Annotated in this window: 10 protein-coding genes; 9 read left to right on the top strand and 1 reads right to left on the bottom strand. The window is 47.2% G+C overall.

The window, feature by feature from the left end; genetic code table 11:
* Window positions 1-158: 158 nt before the first annotated feature.
* The gene (locus LAT77_RS11910; protein WP_290564789.1) at window positions 159-1,673 is read right to left on the bottom strand and encodes a sodium:alanine symporter family protein; all 1,515 of its coding nucleotides are present in this window, start codon (window positions 1,671-1,673) and stop codon (window positions 159-161) included.
* 244 nt (window positions 1,674-1,917) lie between these two features.
* Between LAT77_RS11910 and LAT77_RS11915 the strand changes: the two genes are divergently transcribed.
* From LAT77_RS11915 to LAT77_RS11955, 9 genes are all read left to right on the top strand, one after another.
* The gene (locus tag LAT77_RS11915; protein WP_290564790.1) at window positions 1,918-2,250 is read left to right on the top strand and encodes a hypothetical protein; all 333 of its coding nucleotides are present in this window, start codon (window positions 1,918-1,920) and stop codon (window positions 2,248-2,250) included.
* 1 nt (window position 2,251) lies between these two features.
* Entirely contained in the window at window positions 2,252-2,545 is a 294-nt protein-coding gene (locus LAT77_RS11920) for a DUF1315 family protein (protein WP_290564791.1), read from the top strand.
* A gap of 27 nt (window positions 2,546-2,572) precedes the next feature.
* A complete protein-coding gene (locus tag LAT77_RS11925; protein WP_290564792.1) occupies window positions 2,573-3,070 on the top strand; it encodes a GAF domain-containing protein in 498 nt (165 codons plus the stop codon).
* Window positions 3,063-3,365 (top strand): hypothetical protein, encoded by a 303-nt coding sequence (locus LAT77_RS11930; RefSeq protein ID WP_290564793.1) that lies wholly within the window; start codon window positions 3,063-3,065, stop codon window positions 3,363-3,365. Before LAT77_RS11925 ends, LAT77_RS11930 begins: the two co-directional genes overlap by 8 nt.
* Window positions 3,355-4,050: an RNA chaperone ProQ gene (gene proQ, locus LAT77_RS11935; protein WP_290564794.1), complete on the top strand. Its 696-nt coding sequence runs from the start codon at window positions 3,355-3,357 to the stop codon at window positions 4,048-4,050. Before LAT77_RS11930 ends, proQ begins: the two co-directional genes overlap by 11 nt.
* A gap of 11 nt (window positions 4,051-4,061) precedes the next feature.
* Complete coding sequence (prc, locus tag LAT77_RS11940; protein WP_290564795.1) at window positions 4,062-6,113, top strand: carboxy terminal-processing peptidase; 2,052 nt, start codon at window positions 4,062-4,064, stop codon at window positions 6,111-6,113.
* Window positions 6,114-6,293: 180 nt separating this feature from the next.
* A complete protein-coding gene (gene nhaC / locus LAT77_RS11945; RefSeq protein ID WP_290564796.1) occupies window positions 6,294-7,754 on the top strand; it encodes a Na+/H+ antiporter NhaC in 1,461 nt (486 codons plus the stop codon).
* Window positions 7,755-7,809: 55 nt separating this feature from the next.
* The gene (gene pepN, locus LAT77_RS11950) at window positions 7,810-10,425 is read left to right on the top strand and encodes an aminopeptidase N (RefSeq protein ID WP_290564797.1); all 2,616 of its coding nucleotides are present in this window, start codon (window positions 7,810-7,812) and stop codon (window positions 10,423-10,425) included.
* Between the two features lie 129 nt (window positions 10,426-10,554).
* On the top strand, window positions 10,555-15,399 hold the full coding sequence (locus LAT77_RS11955) for an NAD-glutamate dehydrogenase (protein WP_290564798.1): 4,845 nt from the start codon (window positions 10,555-10,557) through the stop codon (window positions 15,397-15,399).
* The last annotated feature ends 10 nt before the right edge of the window (window positions 15,400-15,409 follow it).

Consider the following 15,409-nt stretch of genomic DNA (forward strand, 5'->3'; position numbering starts at 1 on the left):
GCTACTGCCAATTCACTTTCAAAACGCATAAAAAAATCCGCAATTAGAGAACCTAATTACGGATTTTGAACCCTTCTAAGGATCGGTCAACCGATCGCGAAAATTTCTTAACTGATCGGCATTAGCCAGATAACGGCTCCCTTTTTTGTTCCTTTCGACTAGGGTTTTTCAGTGTTCTCAGCCGCTGCTTTTTGTTTGGCGAGACGCTTCTCCCAGAAATCCGCCTTCTGAATCCCGAGTTTCAGCGGGTCAAAAATGATAGGACGACCGCTTTTCTTCTGCTCTTCGTAATCACGCAAGCACATAATGGCAGGGCGGGCGACGAAGAAGATAGCAAGAATACCGAGAATGTTGATCCAAGCCATCAAACCAACACCAATATCACCAAGGTTCCAGATATAGCCTGAGCTATTTACGGTGCCATAGGCAACCATAAACATGATCACCAATTTCACTAAGGTTAATGAGAACCTGTTTTTAATGTATCGGTTGAGGTAGGCCACATTGGTTTCGGCTATATAGTAATAGGCTAGGATCGTGGTAAAGGCGAAGAAGAAAATAGCGATACCGACAAAGCCTTCACCCGTATTGCCAAACACGCTCGATAGCGCTAACTGCGTAAATGCTGGTGATGCAACGTCTGTGGTTGCCGCTACGTTTTGAACGATTAGTGCGCCAGTCACTTCATCAACGATATTGAACTGCTGCGTGATTAAGATCATTAAAGCGGTCGCGGTACAGACAAACAAAGTGTCGATGTAGACCGAGAAGGCTTGGACTAATCCTTGTTGTGCAGGGTGATCAACTTCTGCCGCAGATGATGCATGCGGACCGGTACCTTGACCCGCTTCGTTGGAGTAGATGCCACGTTTGACGCCCCAACCGATAGCAGCACCGAAACCGGCTTGCGCGGTGAATGCATCGGTGACAATCATGGCGAGAATACCAGGTACTTTGTTTAAATTTAGGAAGACGATGACCAATGCCATAATAATGTAGGCAAGGGCCATAAAGGGCACCACTATCTGGGTAAAGTTAGCGATGCGTTTAATGCCGCCGAAAATGATGAAGCCGAGGACAATGAGGATAACCGCAAGGGCGATGAGTTTATTCGAGCCAACTTCACCGAAGTCGGTTGACACCATGTTGCCGTCACCAAAAACATGGGTTACTGCATTACCGACGGCATTGGCTTGAATCCCAGGTAAGAAGATACCGCAGGCAATGATCGCCGAAATTGCGAACAAAATCGCCAACCATTTTTGTCCTAATGCTTTTTCAAAATAGTACGCTGGGCCACCACGATATTGGCCTTGGTCTTCGACTTTATAGATTTGACCTAAGGTTGATTCTGCATACGCCGTACTGGCGCCCAGAAACGCAACAACCCACATCCAAAATACAGCGCCTGGACCACCGAAACCAATCGCGGCTGCGACACCTGCGATATTACCGACACCAACACGGCCGGAAAGTGTTACGGCCAGTGCTTGAAACGATGAAATACCTTTGCTTGAGTCATTGCCGCTGATTAACAACCGCAGCATTTCTCGAAAATGCCGAACTTGCGCAAAGCGGGTGAGTATCGAATAAAACAGGCCGGCACCTAAACAGAGAACGATCAGGGCAGGGCTCCAGATTATATTATTGACGGTGTTGACGATGGCTTCCATCAGCGTCTCCCAGTTGTTATGGAGTTGTTGTTTTTAGAATCAGGCGTTACTTTGCCACATTATTAAAGTTAGCTCTACGAGAACTTCATACAGCAACCCTATATTTGTCCCGTTTTATCGAGTTTTTTCTGCTTGCAAACGTGATTTACGCTGGAATCATCACCTTTCACGTGAATCAACCTTGGATGGCTGATATGATTAGTTTACTGAAACTCACTTTTCCTTGTGGACAACGAGAGGTGCCATGGCGATTATTAATTGTCCCGGCTGCATGAAAAAAGTATCTGATCGTGCGGCTGTCTGTGATCATTGTGGTTTTATGCTGGGTGCTCACGACGCTGAAACATTGGCACGTAAAGCACGCAATCAGCGTTCGATCCGGGTGAATAAATTAGTCAGCCAGCAAATGTTGGCCATCGTCTTTTTTGTTGCGGGTATTGGCGCAACTTTTTATGATTGGCAGGAAAGTGGCTGGGAGTCCTTCATGCCGATTGTTGGACCGGCAGTTGCAGGTTTAAGCTTTGCGTGGTACTTAGTCACTCGTGGTCGTATTTATCTTTTGAAACGGCAGAAATAGAATGCAATATGATGACGTTGTGAAGGCGATGTCGCCGGAAATTTATGAGCGTATGGTTCAGGCGGTTGAAACAGGACGTTGGCCAGATGGTCAAAAACTAACGCCGGAACAATTGGAAAATGCGATGGAACTGGTGATGGTGTATCAGGCTCGCCGCTTACATCAGGATGAACATTTTTCGATTGGACCAACGGGTGAGTTGGTGATGAAAACAAAGGGCGATTTGCGCTCTGAGTTACGTATGCGTGCCGAAGCGGATATTGCTCGGTTTACAATCAATGACGATAAACACTAAACGTTTTTAGTTGGAGTGAGCAATTCCGTGTTTTCAGCAGTGACAACCGAACCAACCGGTTCCCCAGCTTTTTATCAAAGCTTAGTGAAGCAACTCGATGCATTAACCGCAGATGAGCCCGACCTTATTGCTAATCTAGCCAACATCAGTGCCTTTCTTTTTGACCAATTAGACGACTTGAATTGGCTTGGTTTCTATTTAAGTCAAGGTGAAGAGCTAGTGCTTGGCCCGTTTCAAGGCAAAGTTGCATGTGTCAGAATTCCTTTTGGCAAAGGCGTATGTGGAGCTGCGGCGAGCAGTCGTGAAGTGCAGCGTGTAGCGGATGTCCACGCGTTTCCTGGCCATATCGCTTGCGATAGTGCGAGTAACTCAGAGATCGTGCTGCCAATCATTGTCAATGACCGTGTCGTTGCTGTGCTCGACATCGATAGCCCGAGTCTGAATCGCTTCAGCGCCGACGATGAAGTCGGACTTCGTTTACTCATACCTTTGTTAGAATCGCTAAACTGGCAGCAGTATGGATGATTTTGATATCCGTCCGTATCTTGTTGATGTAACGGATATGGACTTTTTTGAAGATGAAGCTGAAATTGCGGCTGATCATCTTAATTTAATGCTTTATACGATTGTTCAGCAGACGGCTGACATCGAATTTTGGACGTTTGAAAAGCGTGAACAATTGATTCTGGAAATAAGCGAGCTGTGGCTGCGTGAACCGGGACTTGTCGAAGCGGAATCGGACGAATTAGAAGATTATATCACCCACCTGGTTCAACGTATCGAACAAGATGACCAGGCAACAGAGAACGATGAAGGTTAATTCAATGGAAAATACGGCAAAACTCTCAACCAGCAAAGAAGTTATCGCATACCTTGCGGAACAGTTCCCAGGATGCTTCACGTTGGAGGGAGATGCGCGCCCGCTGAAAATTGGAATTTTCGATGAGCTCGCGAAACGTCTGGCTGATGATGGCAATGTCAGTAAAACGCGATTACGTTCGGCATTGCGTCAATACACGAATTCATGGCGCTATTTGCGTGGTGTTAAAGCAGGTGTTCAACGTGTTGATCTAGACGGCGCTGATGCAGGTGCGGTTGAAGCCGAGCATGAGCAACACGCTCAAGAACAACTGCAAGCATCGCAAGCAAAAGCAAAAGAAAAACAAGCACAACGTGCGGCAGAGCGTAAACCAATTGCGACCAAAGGTCGTAATACCAAGAACAAAACAGGCGATAATCAAGTCAAAGGTGCAAAGAAGCGTAAATCAGTTTCGATTCCACGCAGTGGTTCAAGCAAGCCAGCAGTTGCTCAACCTATTACCACGAAAGCGGCCTTGGAAAGTGTCCAGCCCGGCCAGGTAAAAGTCGGTGACAAAGTCCAAGTTAAAGTGGGCAGCATGGCAGTGCAGGGAACCATTGCAGGCATTGAAAAAAGCGAAGTTCAGGTCCAACTACCGTCCGGAATGACCGTTCGAGTAGCCGTTTCTGAGTTGTTTCGCAGCTAACAGGAGTTCGAATGTTTAAGCAAGTTGTAACCAGCGTTGTTCTGACCGCAGCGTTATTATTAACGCCTTCAAGCAGTGTTGGGCAAACCCAGGGCTTGAGTGATTTAAGTACGAGCTACACATTAGCCGATGTACCCAAACTTGAGCCGGAAGCGCAACATAAAGCTGCTAGTCGTCGAATCGCGTCCTATTTCACTCGCTATCACTATAGTCGGGTTGAACTGGATGAAGCGATGGCCGAACAGATTTTCAATCGCTACTTCGAGCAACTTGACTACAACCGCATGTTTTTCCTGCAGAGCGACATCGATGAATTTGCATCACATCGTAAGAATTTCCATGAAAAACTCTTAAATGGTGAACTCGATGCAGCTTATGCAATGCATCAGCGTAATTTACAACGTCGTTTTGAACGTTTTCAATATGCCTTAACAGTTGTCGAGGCTGGCATCGAGTTTGATGAGGACAACACCGAGTTCCAATTTGACCGCACTAAGGCTGATTGGGCGACGTCGGTTGCCGAACTCGATGCGATTTGGCATCAGCGAGTGTTGAATGATGCGCTGAACCTATTATTAGCCGGACGTACGGAAGAAGAAATTACCGATAACCTTAAACGTCGTTATCGGTCAGCTCTGCAGCAACTTACCCAAACGCAAAGTGAAGATGCGTTTCAAAATGTTATGAATGCTTTTGCGCGTAGTGTTGACGCGCATACAAGTTATTTGTCTCCACGGAATGCCGAGCGTTTTCAACAAAACATGAATTTGTCGCTTGAGGGTATTGGCGCGGTCTTACAAGCGGAATTTGACTATACAGTCATTCGCTCTCTCGTTCCTGGTGGGCCAGCGGATAAATCTGGCAAATTATCGCCAGATGACCGAATTATTGCTGTGGCGCAGGGTGATCAAGAGTTTGTCGATATTATCGGCTGGCGTTTGGATGACGTTGTTGAAATCATTAAAGGGCCGAAAGGAAGTGTCGTTCGCTTACAGGTATTGAAAGGTGGCGATGCGCCGGGTGCCTCACCGGTCGAAGTTGAAATTGTCCGTGAAGAAGTGCGCTTGGAAGATCGCGAAGCGAAATTGAGCTATGAAACTGCAGAAAGCGGCGAGCGTTTTGCAGTGATTACCATTCCTGGTTTTTACAACAAGCTGACTGACAAGGTTCAGGAACTGTTGGTTGATGTACGTGCCAATGATGTTGACGGCTTGATTATTGATTTGCGTGGTAATGGCGGCGGCGCCTTGAATGAGTCGATTACCTTGACGGGTTTATTTATTCCGTCGGGACCGGTTGTACAAGTGCGTGACAGTACTGGTCGTATCGATGTTAGTGGCGACCCTGATCCGCAAGTACATTATGATGGCCCTATGGTGGTCATGATTGACCGCTTCAGTGCCTCAGCATCAGAGATTTTCGCTGCAGCGCTACAGGATTATCAACGTGCTTTGATTGTTGGTGAGAACAGCTTCGGTAAGGGAACCGTGCAACAGCATCGTGGTTTAGCGCGGCGCTTTGATTTACATTCAAATCCGATGGGTAGCGTGCAATACACCATGGCTAAGTTCTATCGTATCGACGGTGGTAGCACACAGCATAAAGGTGTGGTTCCGGATATACAGTTCCCAAGTTTGATTGATCCGGAAGAATTCGGTGAAAGTCGCGCAGAGAATGCTTTGCCGTGGGATCAAATTGAAGCGGTAGAGTTCCGTCGATTTAATTATGTGAACGCGGATGTCATTGAGCGCTTGAATAAATACTTCGGTGAACGTACGGCAACGGATCCCGAGTTCAGTTATATTCATCAAGACGCTGAGCGGGTCAAAGCGATGCGTAACCGCACTCATGTGAGTCTCATCAAAGCCGAGCGCGAAGCAGAGTCTGAGCGCGACCGCCAACGTAGTCTCGACCGAATTAATGAGCGATTATTACGTGCCGGTTTAGAGCCTGTAGAAACGATTGATGAAGCAGATGAAGAGGTGCGTACCCCGGACGTATTCCTCTCCGAAACTGTAAGAATTTCTGCTGACTATTTACGTATTTTGCGTGAAAACAATTAGTTAATTAAAGGATTTAATTCGAAGGGCTTGTTCGACACAAGCCCTTTATTATGTCTATAAATCGAAAAACGTTTGGTTTTTCGCGCTAAAAATGACATAAAGTACAGTAAATGCGAACCTCGACGACCAGAATAACCGTGGGATTCGCTGCCTTATTATTATAAAAAATGGATCACAAACATGACGGTCACTACAAAACGTCCCTCGTATTTGCAAGCGCTGATTCCTTTGTTAGCGCTCATTGCTATGTTAGCAAGTTCGGTCTTTCTGTTTGGCGAAGATTCGTCATATGGCCCCAATCAAATTGCCTTGTTAATCGCCGCTGCGATTGCCACTGTGATTGCTTTCAATAACGGTTATCAATGGGGTGATATTGAGAAGGGCATTACCGAAGGCATTTCTGTCGCTCTCGGAGCAATTTTAATTATTTTGATGGTCGGCTCTCTCATTGGCACTTGGTTACTCGCCGGAATTGTCCCGACTATGATTTACTATGGCCTCGAGCTGCTGAGTCCAAGTTGGTTTTATGCGGCTGCTTGTATCATTTGTGCCATTGTCGCGTTGTCGATTGGCAGCTCATGGACCACAGCGGCAACGATAGGTGTCGCGCTGATTGGCGTGGCAACGGGCATGGAGCTATCTCTTGCTATCACAGCCGGCGCGGTCGTTTCCGGTGCTTATTTTGGTGACAAAATGTCACCCTTATCCGATACCACTAACTTAGCGCCTGCAGTAAGCGGAACCGAGCTGTTTGCACACATTCGCTACATGAGTTGGACTGCTTTCCCGGCCTTGGGTATTTCGATAGTACTGTTCTTGATTCTGGGTTGGAGTGCTTCGAGTAGTGCCAACATGGATTCGCTCGACGCAATGCAAAGCGAACTGCGTAATTTATTTAATATCAGTCCAGTCATGTTGATTCCGCTTGCGGTTCTCTTTGTACTTGCGGTTGCGAAAAAGCCGGCGTTACCGTCGATTCTGATTGGCGCCTTAGTGGGTGGCCTTTGGGCTCTGCTGTTCCAGCAAGATGTTATTGCTACGCTGGCTAATCCAGATCGAGCAAATTTTGTCGTTGGTGCTTTTGAAGTGGTATGGCTTGCACTAGCTAGTGGTGTTCAGATCGCTTCCGACAATGCTGACCTTGAATCCTTAATTAGTGGCGGCGGCATGGAAAGTATGATCAACACCGTGTGGTTGATTATTAGCGCCATGACTTTTGGTGCCGTGATGGAAACAACTGGACTGCTGCAAAAGTTGATTCGCGGCATTTTGAAAGCTGTCAAAGGCACGACGTCGTTGGTCACCGCAACAGTATTTACTTGCTTTGGTGCGAATGTGTTAACTGCCGATCAATATATGGCAATTGTTCTCCCGGGGCGGATGTTCCGAGAAGCCTATGCAGAAGCCGGGTTGGATCCGCGGGTCTTGTCACGGACGCTCGAGTCGAGCGGTACGATTACTTCTGCGTTAATCCCATGGAACACTTGTGGTGCCTACATGTTCTCGGTATTGGGTGTTTATCCGCTCCATTACGCACCATTTGCGTTCTTCCTGTTGTTGGTGCCGATGCTAACGATTCTGTATGCCTACACCAATTTCAAGATTTTACGTTTACCAGGCCATGAAACAACGGCAGCCTAAGCGCTGCCGTTTGTCTCGTCCGGGCTAATTTGCTCATCTATTAAAGGTTAACTCCATGCTCGAACTCTCGACTCAACCGCAAGCTAAGTTTCGCGCCGATTATCAGCCACCAGCATTCGCGATTGAGACCGTTGATTTAACCTTTGAGCTGGTGCCCGAAGCGACACGGGTGACCAATACCATGGTGATTCGCCGCGTCGGTAACGAGGACACACTGCGTTTAGATGGTGAGCAATTAATCTTAGTAAAAGTGCTGCTGAACGGCGACGAGCTCGCTACTAGTGATCTTGTTGTCGATGGCAAAAGCTTAGTTCTGCCTGCGGTGCCGGAACACTTTGAATTAACCATAGTAACAACTATTAATCCCTCGGCAAATACCGCTCTTGAAGGACTCTACCTGTCGGAAGGCACCTTTTGTACACAGTGTGAAGCGGAAGGTTTTCGGCGAATTACCTATTTTCTTGATCGTCCGGATGTGTTGGCTGTGTATACCACGACGATCATTGCCGAACAGGGTCGATACCCACATTTACTGTCAAATGGTAATTTAGTCAAGCGTGAGCAACGTGATGGAAAGGACTTTGTGACATGGCATGATCCGCATCCGAAACCGAGCTACCTGTTTGCCCTTGTCGCTGGCGATTTTGATTTGCTTGAAGATCGTTTTATCACCCGTGACGAAAGGGTGGTGACTTTGCAGCTCTTCGTCGATAAAGGCAACTTAGGTAAAGCAGATTATGCTATGGGCGCGCTTAAACGTGCCATGCAATGGGATGAAGAGCGCTTTAATCTCATTTACGATCTCGACATCTACATGATCGTGGCGGTTGATTTTTTCAACATGGGCGCGATGGAAAATAAAGGGTTAAACATTTTTAACTCCAAATATGTGCTCGCCAATACACAAACCGCGACTGATCAAGACTTTCTTAATGTTGAGTCCGTTATTGGCCATGAGTATTTCCATAATTGGACTGGAAATCGCATTACCTGTCGTGACTGGTTTCAGTTGAGTTTGAAGGAAGGGCTTACGGTATTCCGTGACCAAGAGTTTAGTGCAGATCTGGGTATGCGTGCGGTGAATCGTATTCAGGATGCGCGCATTATGCGCACGCATCAGTTTGACGAAGACAGTGGCCCTATGGCGCATCCAATTCGCCCGGATCGAGTGGTTGAGATGAACAACTTCTATACCGTAACTGTGTATAACAAAGGTGCGGAAGTGATTCGTATGTTGCATACCTTACTCGGAGAGGCTGGCTTTCAAGCAGGAATTGCGCTGTACATTCAACGTCATGATGGCCAAGCCGTGACCTGTGAGGATTTCGTCACCGCAATGGAGGATGCTAATCAGGTCGATTTGCAGCAGTTTCGATTGTGGTATAGCCAAGCGGGAACGCCGCTCATTGAAGCGAGTGAGACTTATGACCAAGCCGCACAACGTTATACATTAACGTTGCGCCAGAGCATACCCGCAACGATTGGCCAAGATCATAAAAAGCCCATGCACATACCGATACGCACAGAGTTTGTAAACGCTAAGGGCAAGCCCTTGTCGATGGCAGATGCAAAAGGGCAGCAGGTCAGTGTGTTAGAACTACGTGAGGGGCAACAAGACTTTGTCTTTGAAGGTGTGAGTGAGCGGCCCATTACTGGTCTCTTAGCTGATTTTTCTGCTCCCGTGCGTTTGCGGATGGCTCGCAGCGAAGCCGAGTTACTTGCACTCATCGCCGGCGGTACCGACGCTTTCCTGCGCTGGGATGCAGTGCAACAGTTTTATTTGCAACGCCTGCATCAAGCCATTCGTGATGATGCGCCGGTAAACGTTCCTCGAAACCTGATTGATGTATTAAGCAATGAATTACGCAATTGCTCGGCAGATCCAGCACTGACCGCATTACTTCTGCAAGTTCCCAATGAGGAGGCAGTAAGCCAAGATTTCCAAGTTATTCCGGTGCGCGCAATTTGTCGTGTTGTGAACGAATTGCGGTTTGTTCTGGCGCAGTCTTTACACACAGAACTATTGCAAGTTACCAAGTTAAACGACGATGAGAAAAGTGCACTCACGTCTACCGCGATTGCGCGGCGCATGTTAACCAATACCGCGATGAGCTTATTAGCCTTATTGCCGGATAACGATGTCGAACAAGTGCTCGAGCAGTATTTTAATCAAGGTGCATCAATGACATTGCAGTTTGGTGCTTTGCAAGCTGCTGTGCATGCGAACCATCGATTAACGCCTTCATTCTTGACTTGCTTTGCCGAAACTTGGTCGCATGACGTTTTGGTCATGGATAAATGGTTAGCGGTACAAGCAACTGGCCCGCAATACGGTACCGTCGACACAATTGCGAGTTTAGTGGCATCAGAGCACTTTAACTGGCGTAATCCCAATCGCATATACGCGCTCTTAGCGTCATTTACCCACAACCTGGGGCAGCTGCACGCTGAAAATGGCGAGGGGTACCGTTTTGTCATTGCCGCGATTCGCCGTTTGAATAGTAGCAACCCACAAGTTGCGTCGCGTTTGTTGTCGCCATTATTGAAGTGGCGAAAGTTGCCGACTAAGCAACAACAACTGTTAAAAAACGAATTAATTTCTTTAAGTCAGCTGAATAATTTAGCGCCTGATTTATATGAAAAAGTTAACCAAACGTTAACTGAAAATTAACTCATCGCACCAGCCCAGAATACGTTGATTTTCCGCTCTTAAAGGCCGACAATATGTGAGCTACAAAACTACCGCCCGGCGGCGGTTGTCATGCCACAACTTTTTTGCCTCAGACAAGGATTAATCATCATGGCATCGGTCAACAGTCAACCCCCGGTTATCCTCGAGAAAGTTTCAGAGACCATTCATCAACGCTTCCCGAAAACCAACGCTTCCTTGGTGGAGGAATTTGCCCAACGCCTCTACCGTAATGTGTCCCGCGATGATTTAGCGGGACGAGACCATAGTAATATCTATGGTGCCATTGTTGGTCTGTGGCATAGCTTTAACGTTTACGAGTCGAATACTAAAGCAACCATTAAAGTGTATAACCCAGAAGTGTCGAAACACGGCTGGGAGTCTCCGCACACGATTATCGAGATTATTCAAACCGATATGCCGTTCATGGTGGATTCAGTGCGGATGGCGTTAAGCCGTTTGTGTATCAATTCACAATTGCTTTTACATTCACCGTTGGTTCATCGTCGCGATGCAGAAGGTAAGATTATTGAAATTTTGCCAGCAGGCCAAACCGACGAAGCGGCACAAACGGACACTGTATTCATAGTCGAAGTGGATCGTCAAAACGATGCGGCTGAGTTGAAAGCGCTGAAAACAGAATTAGCCTCGGTCATGAACGAGGTTGCTCTAGCTGTCAGTGATTGGAAACCGATGCGAGCGAAGTTAAAAGAGATCGCGGAAACAATGGACGCGCGGAATTTCCCCGGAGCTCCTGAGAAACTCGAACAAGCGAAACGCTTTTTAGCTTGGCTGGCAGACGATAATTTCACCTTGATGGGCTATCGAAGTTATAGCGTCAAAGCAGTTGAGGGTGATTATGAGATTGTACAAGACCCGGATTCAAGCCTAGGTCTGCTTAAGAACTCGAAAGACAATACGGCCCGTCGCCTCGGGGAAATGAGTAAATTAGCTCGCGCGACGGCGTTGTCCAGCGACGAACTATTATTATTGACGAAGACCAACGCGCGATCGCGGGTGCACCGTCCAGCGCACAATGATTACATTGGCATTAAGCGGTTTGATGCACAAGGTCGCGTCATCGGCGAAGACCGGTTTATTGGCTTGTATGCAGCGACCTTCTACAACGACAGTGTTATGGACATTCCGTTAGTCAGTGACAAAGTGAAGTCGGTTTTAGAAAAGTCTCGTTATGCGAAAGGCACGCACGCGAGTAAAGCGTTGCTGAATATTATGCAAACCTATCCACGCGACGAGATTGTCCAAAGTAGCGAAGAAGACCTATTAAAAACCGCGCTCGGAGTGTTGCAAATTCAAGAGCGTGATATTACTCGTGTCTTTTTACGCCGTGATATTTTTGGTCGTTTCATTACCGCTATGGTTTATGTGCCGAAAGAACGTTACAACACCTTACTGCGGATTCGCACGCAAAACATCTTAGCGAAAACATTGGGCAGCAGTGAAGACGTCGATTTTACGACTTATTTCTCTGAATCGGCTCTGGCACGGACACAATATACGATTCGTGTTCAAGACAGTGGCCAAGAAATCAACATCAAAGAATTGGAAGAGAATCTAATGGAAGCATCGCGCAGCTGGGAAGATAATTTAGAACGCTTGCTAGTGACGGCAAAAGGTGAAGGTAGCGCTCGTGATTTAATGAAGCGCTACGCTGCTGGCTTCCCTCGTGCCTATAAAGAAGATGTGTTGCCTTCTGTGGCATTAGCCGATATTGAACAGCTCGAAGCACTCGACGACGACCATCGCTTGGGTATGCTGTTTTATCGTGCGCAAGAAGTTCAAGATGACTCAAATCGCGTGAAGTTAAAGCTTTTCCACCGCGACGAGCCGATTCACTTGTCAGATGTCTTGCCCATGCTAGAGAATTTTGGACTGCGCATTATCAATGAAAGCCCTTACCAAATTAAGACCAATGACGGCCATGTGTTTTGGGCCCTCGACTTCTTCATGCTGCATACTGCCGGAAAACTAGACCTTGAAAAGAGTCGCGACGCCTTTCAAAATGCGTTTGCAAAAGTATGGGCAGGGGAGTACGAAGACGACGGTTTTAACCGTTTGATCCTTGGCGCCGGTATGGAAGGACGTCATGTTGTTATTTTGCGGATGTTTGCAAAATACATGCGTCAGATCGGAGTGACCTTTAGTCAGAGCTACATCGAGAGCACGTTCACGCGTTATCCAAACATCGCAGCGTTATTGGTGAAATTATTCTATACCCGCTTTGAGCCGGGTGTGAAAAATGTGAATAAGAAGGTTGATACGCTCGTAGCGAAAATCCAAAGTGAACTGGAAAAGGTGGCGAGCCTCGATGATGATCGGATTATTTGTCGCTACCTTGATCTGATTCAAGCAGCGCTGCGAACGAACTTCTTCCAAGTCGATGCAAAGGGCAATGAAAAACCGTATGTGTCGATTAAGTTCTTGCCAGAACTGATCTCAGAAATGCCATTGCCATTGCCGAAGTATGAGATTTTTGTTTATTCGCCACGGGTCGAAGGCGTTCATTTGCGAGGCGGCAAGGTTGCTCGCGGTGGCTTGCGTTGGTCAGACCGTAGGGAAGATTTCCGTACTGAAGTATTAGGTTTAGTGAAAGCGCAGCAGGTTAAGAATACGGTCATCGTTCCAGTTGGAGCGAAAGGTGGCTTTGTCTGTAAGCAATTGCCTGAAGAACGTGATGCCATGCTCGAAGAAGGTAAAGCATGTTACCGCACGTTTATTCGCGCCTTGCTCGACATTACCGATAATATCATTGAAGGCGAAATCGTCTATCCAGACAATGTGGTTCGTCATGACGATGATGACCCTTATTTGGTGGTCGCTGCGGATAAAGGAACAGCAACGTTTTCGGATATTGCCAACGGTATTTCTGCCGAATACAACCACTGGCTGGGCGACGCGTTCGCGTCAGGCGGTTCCGTCGGTTATGACCATAAAAAAATGGGTATCACGGCACGCGGTGGTTGGGAATCAGTGAAGCGTCATTTCCGTGAAATGGGGATTGATTGTCAAACGACTGACTTTACTGCTGTTGGTATTGGTGACATGGCTGGGGATGTCTTCGGTAATGGTATGCTCTTGTCGAAACATACCAAACTGGTCGGTGCTTTCAACCATATGCATATCTTCATCGATCCAGATCCTGATGCCGCTAAATCTTACAAAGAGCGCGAGCGCCTGTTCAATTTGCCACGTTCAAGTTGGGATGATTACGACCGCAAACTCATTAGCGAGGGCGGCGGTATCTTCTTGCGCAGTGCAAAATCAATTGAACTGACGACGCAGATGAAGCGTCTGTTAGGTACGCAAAAACGCACCATGACGCCAACTGAATTGATTCGTGCGTTACTCATGGCGGAAGTCGATTTAGTTTGGAACGGTGGTATCGGTACCTACGTCAAGGGCAGTAAAGAAACCGATGCCGAAGTCGGAGATCGTGCCAACGATGTCTTACGCATTAACGGGAAAGACTTACGCTGTAAAATTGTCGGTGAGGGTGGCAACTTAGGTTTCACCCAACTAGGTCGTATCGAATATGCCATGCGTGGTGGTCGAATCAATACTGACTTTGTCGATAACGTGGGCGGTGTCGACTGTTCAGATAACGAAGTAAATATCAAGATCTTGTTGAACGGCTTAGTCGCCGCTGGTGAGCTAACCAAACCGCAACGTGATCAATTGTTGTATGACATGACCGATGACGTTTCTCGAATTGTACTCCATGACTGCAACCGTCAAACTCAGTCGATCTCGGTGACCTTATTGCGCGGTGCTGATCAGATTAAAGAAATGCAGCGCTTTATTCATCATTTAGAGAAAGAAGGTTTGTTGGACCGCGCGCTGGAATACTTACCAGATGATGATGAGTTGGCGGAGCGCACAGCTGCCGGTAAAGGTCTAACTCGACCGGAACTGGCTGTTTTGAATGCGTACGGCAAAATGGTACTGAAAGAAGAGTTGGTGACGGATGAAATCACCCAAGACCCTTTCCATGCCAAAGAGCTTGTCGCCGCATTCCCGCCGAAATTGCAAGAGCAATTCGCTGAAGCGATGAACGATCACCCATTGAAAGGCCAGATTATTGCCACGAAATTGGCAAATAATATTGTCAATGATATGGGCCCTAACTTTATTTACCGGAAACAAGAAGCAACGGGCGCTACGGTTGCTGAAATTGCAGCTGCTTATATTATCGCCCGCGAAGTGTTCGATAGTCGTTGGATTTGGGCTGAAATTGAGAAATTAAATAACAAGATTCCGGCAATTGTCCAGAATCAAGTGTTGTTCCAAGTTCGCCGCATGGTTCGTCGTGCTACACGCTGGTTCTTGCGCCACCGGAACCCTGCATTCACATCGATTCAAGAGCATATCGATTTCTATCAGAAGTCGTTTGATGACCTCAACAAAAATGCGCTTGATTATATGAATGAGTCAGAGCGTAAAGTGATCACTGCACGAATTGACGAACTAATGGAGCAGGGCGTTCCAGCCAAACTAGCACAACGTGTGGGTGTTCTGAGCACTGTGTTCTCGGCCATGGATATTGCTGAGGTTGCTGCCGAAACCGGACAGAAGATCTCGACGGTGGCAGAAACCTACTTCCGTTTAGGTGCGGAGATTCAAATTCATTGGTTCCTTGATCAAGTAAACAAACAACCAGTGGCGAATCATTGGCAAGCACTGGCTCGTGCAGCATTCCGCGAGGAACTTGACTGGCAACAGCGGTTGCTCACAGGCTCGGTTTTGAAATATGCAGAAGGTAAAAAGCAGACTGACGAAATCTTAGCACTTTGGTTAGAGAATAACGCAAGTTCTGTGGAACGTTGGAAATCAACTTTGGCTGACTTCAAAACCACGAAGAGCCATGAGTTTGCCAAGTTCTCTGTGGCACTGCGTGAACTAACCTTGTTAGGTCAGAAGTCGAGTTTAGGCGCATAACAGCAAAGGT

Source organism: Aliidiomarina sp. (genome assembly GCF_022565475.1).
GTDB lineage: Bacteria > Pseudomonadota > Gammaproteobacteria > Enterobacterales > Alteromonadaceae > Aliidiomarina.

Bases quoted from the DNA above. Each gene is read 5' to 3' on its own strand.
- LAT77_RS11930 (WP_290564793.1), top strand. From the start codon at position 3,063: ATGGATGATTTTGATATCCGTCCGTATCTTGTTGATGTAACGGATATG.
- LAT77_RS11915 (WP_290564790.1), top strand. From the start codon at position 1,918: ATGGCGATTATTAATTGTCCCGGCTGCATGAAAAAAGTATCTGATCGT.
- pepN (WP_290564797.1), top strand. From the start codon at position 7,810: ATGCTCGAACTCTCGACTCAACCGCAAGCTAAGTTTCGCGCCGATTAT.
- proQ (WP_290564794.1), top strand. From the start codon at position 3,355: ATGAAGGTTAATTCAATGGAAAATACGGCAAAACTCTCAACCAGCAAA.
- nhaC (WP_290564796.1), top strand. From the start codon at position 6,294: ATGACGGTCACTACAAAACGTCCCTCGTATTTGCAAGCGCTGATTCCT.
- LAT77_RS11955 (WP_290564798.1), top strand. From the start codon at position 10,555: ATGGCATCGGTCAACAGTCAACCCCCGGTTATCCTCGAGAAAGTTTCA.
- LAT77_RS11920 (WP_290564791.1), top strand. From the start codon at position 2,252: ATGCAATATGATGACGTTGTGAAGGCGATGTCGCCGGAAATTTATGAG.
- LAT77_RS11910 (WP_290564789.1), bottom strand. From the start codon at position 1,673: ATGGAAGCCATCGTCAACACCGTCAATAATATAATCTGGAGCCCTGCC.
- prc (WP_290564795.1), top strand. From the start codon at position 4,062: ATGTTTAAGCAAGTTGTAACCAGCGTTGTTCTGACCGCAGCGTTATTA.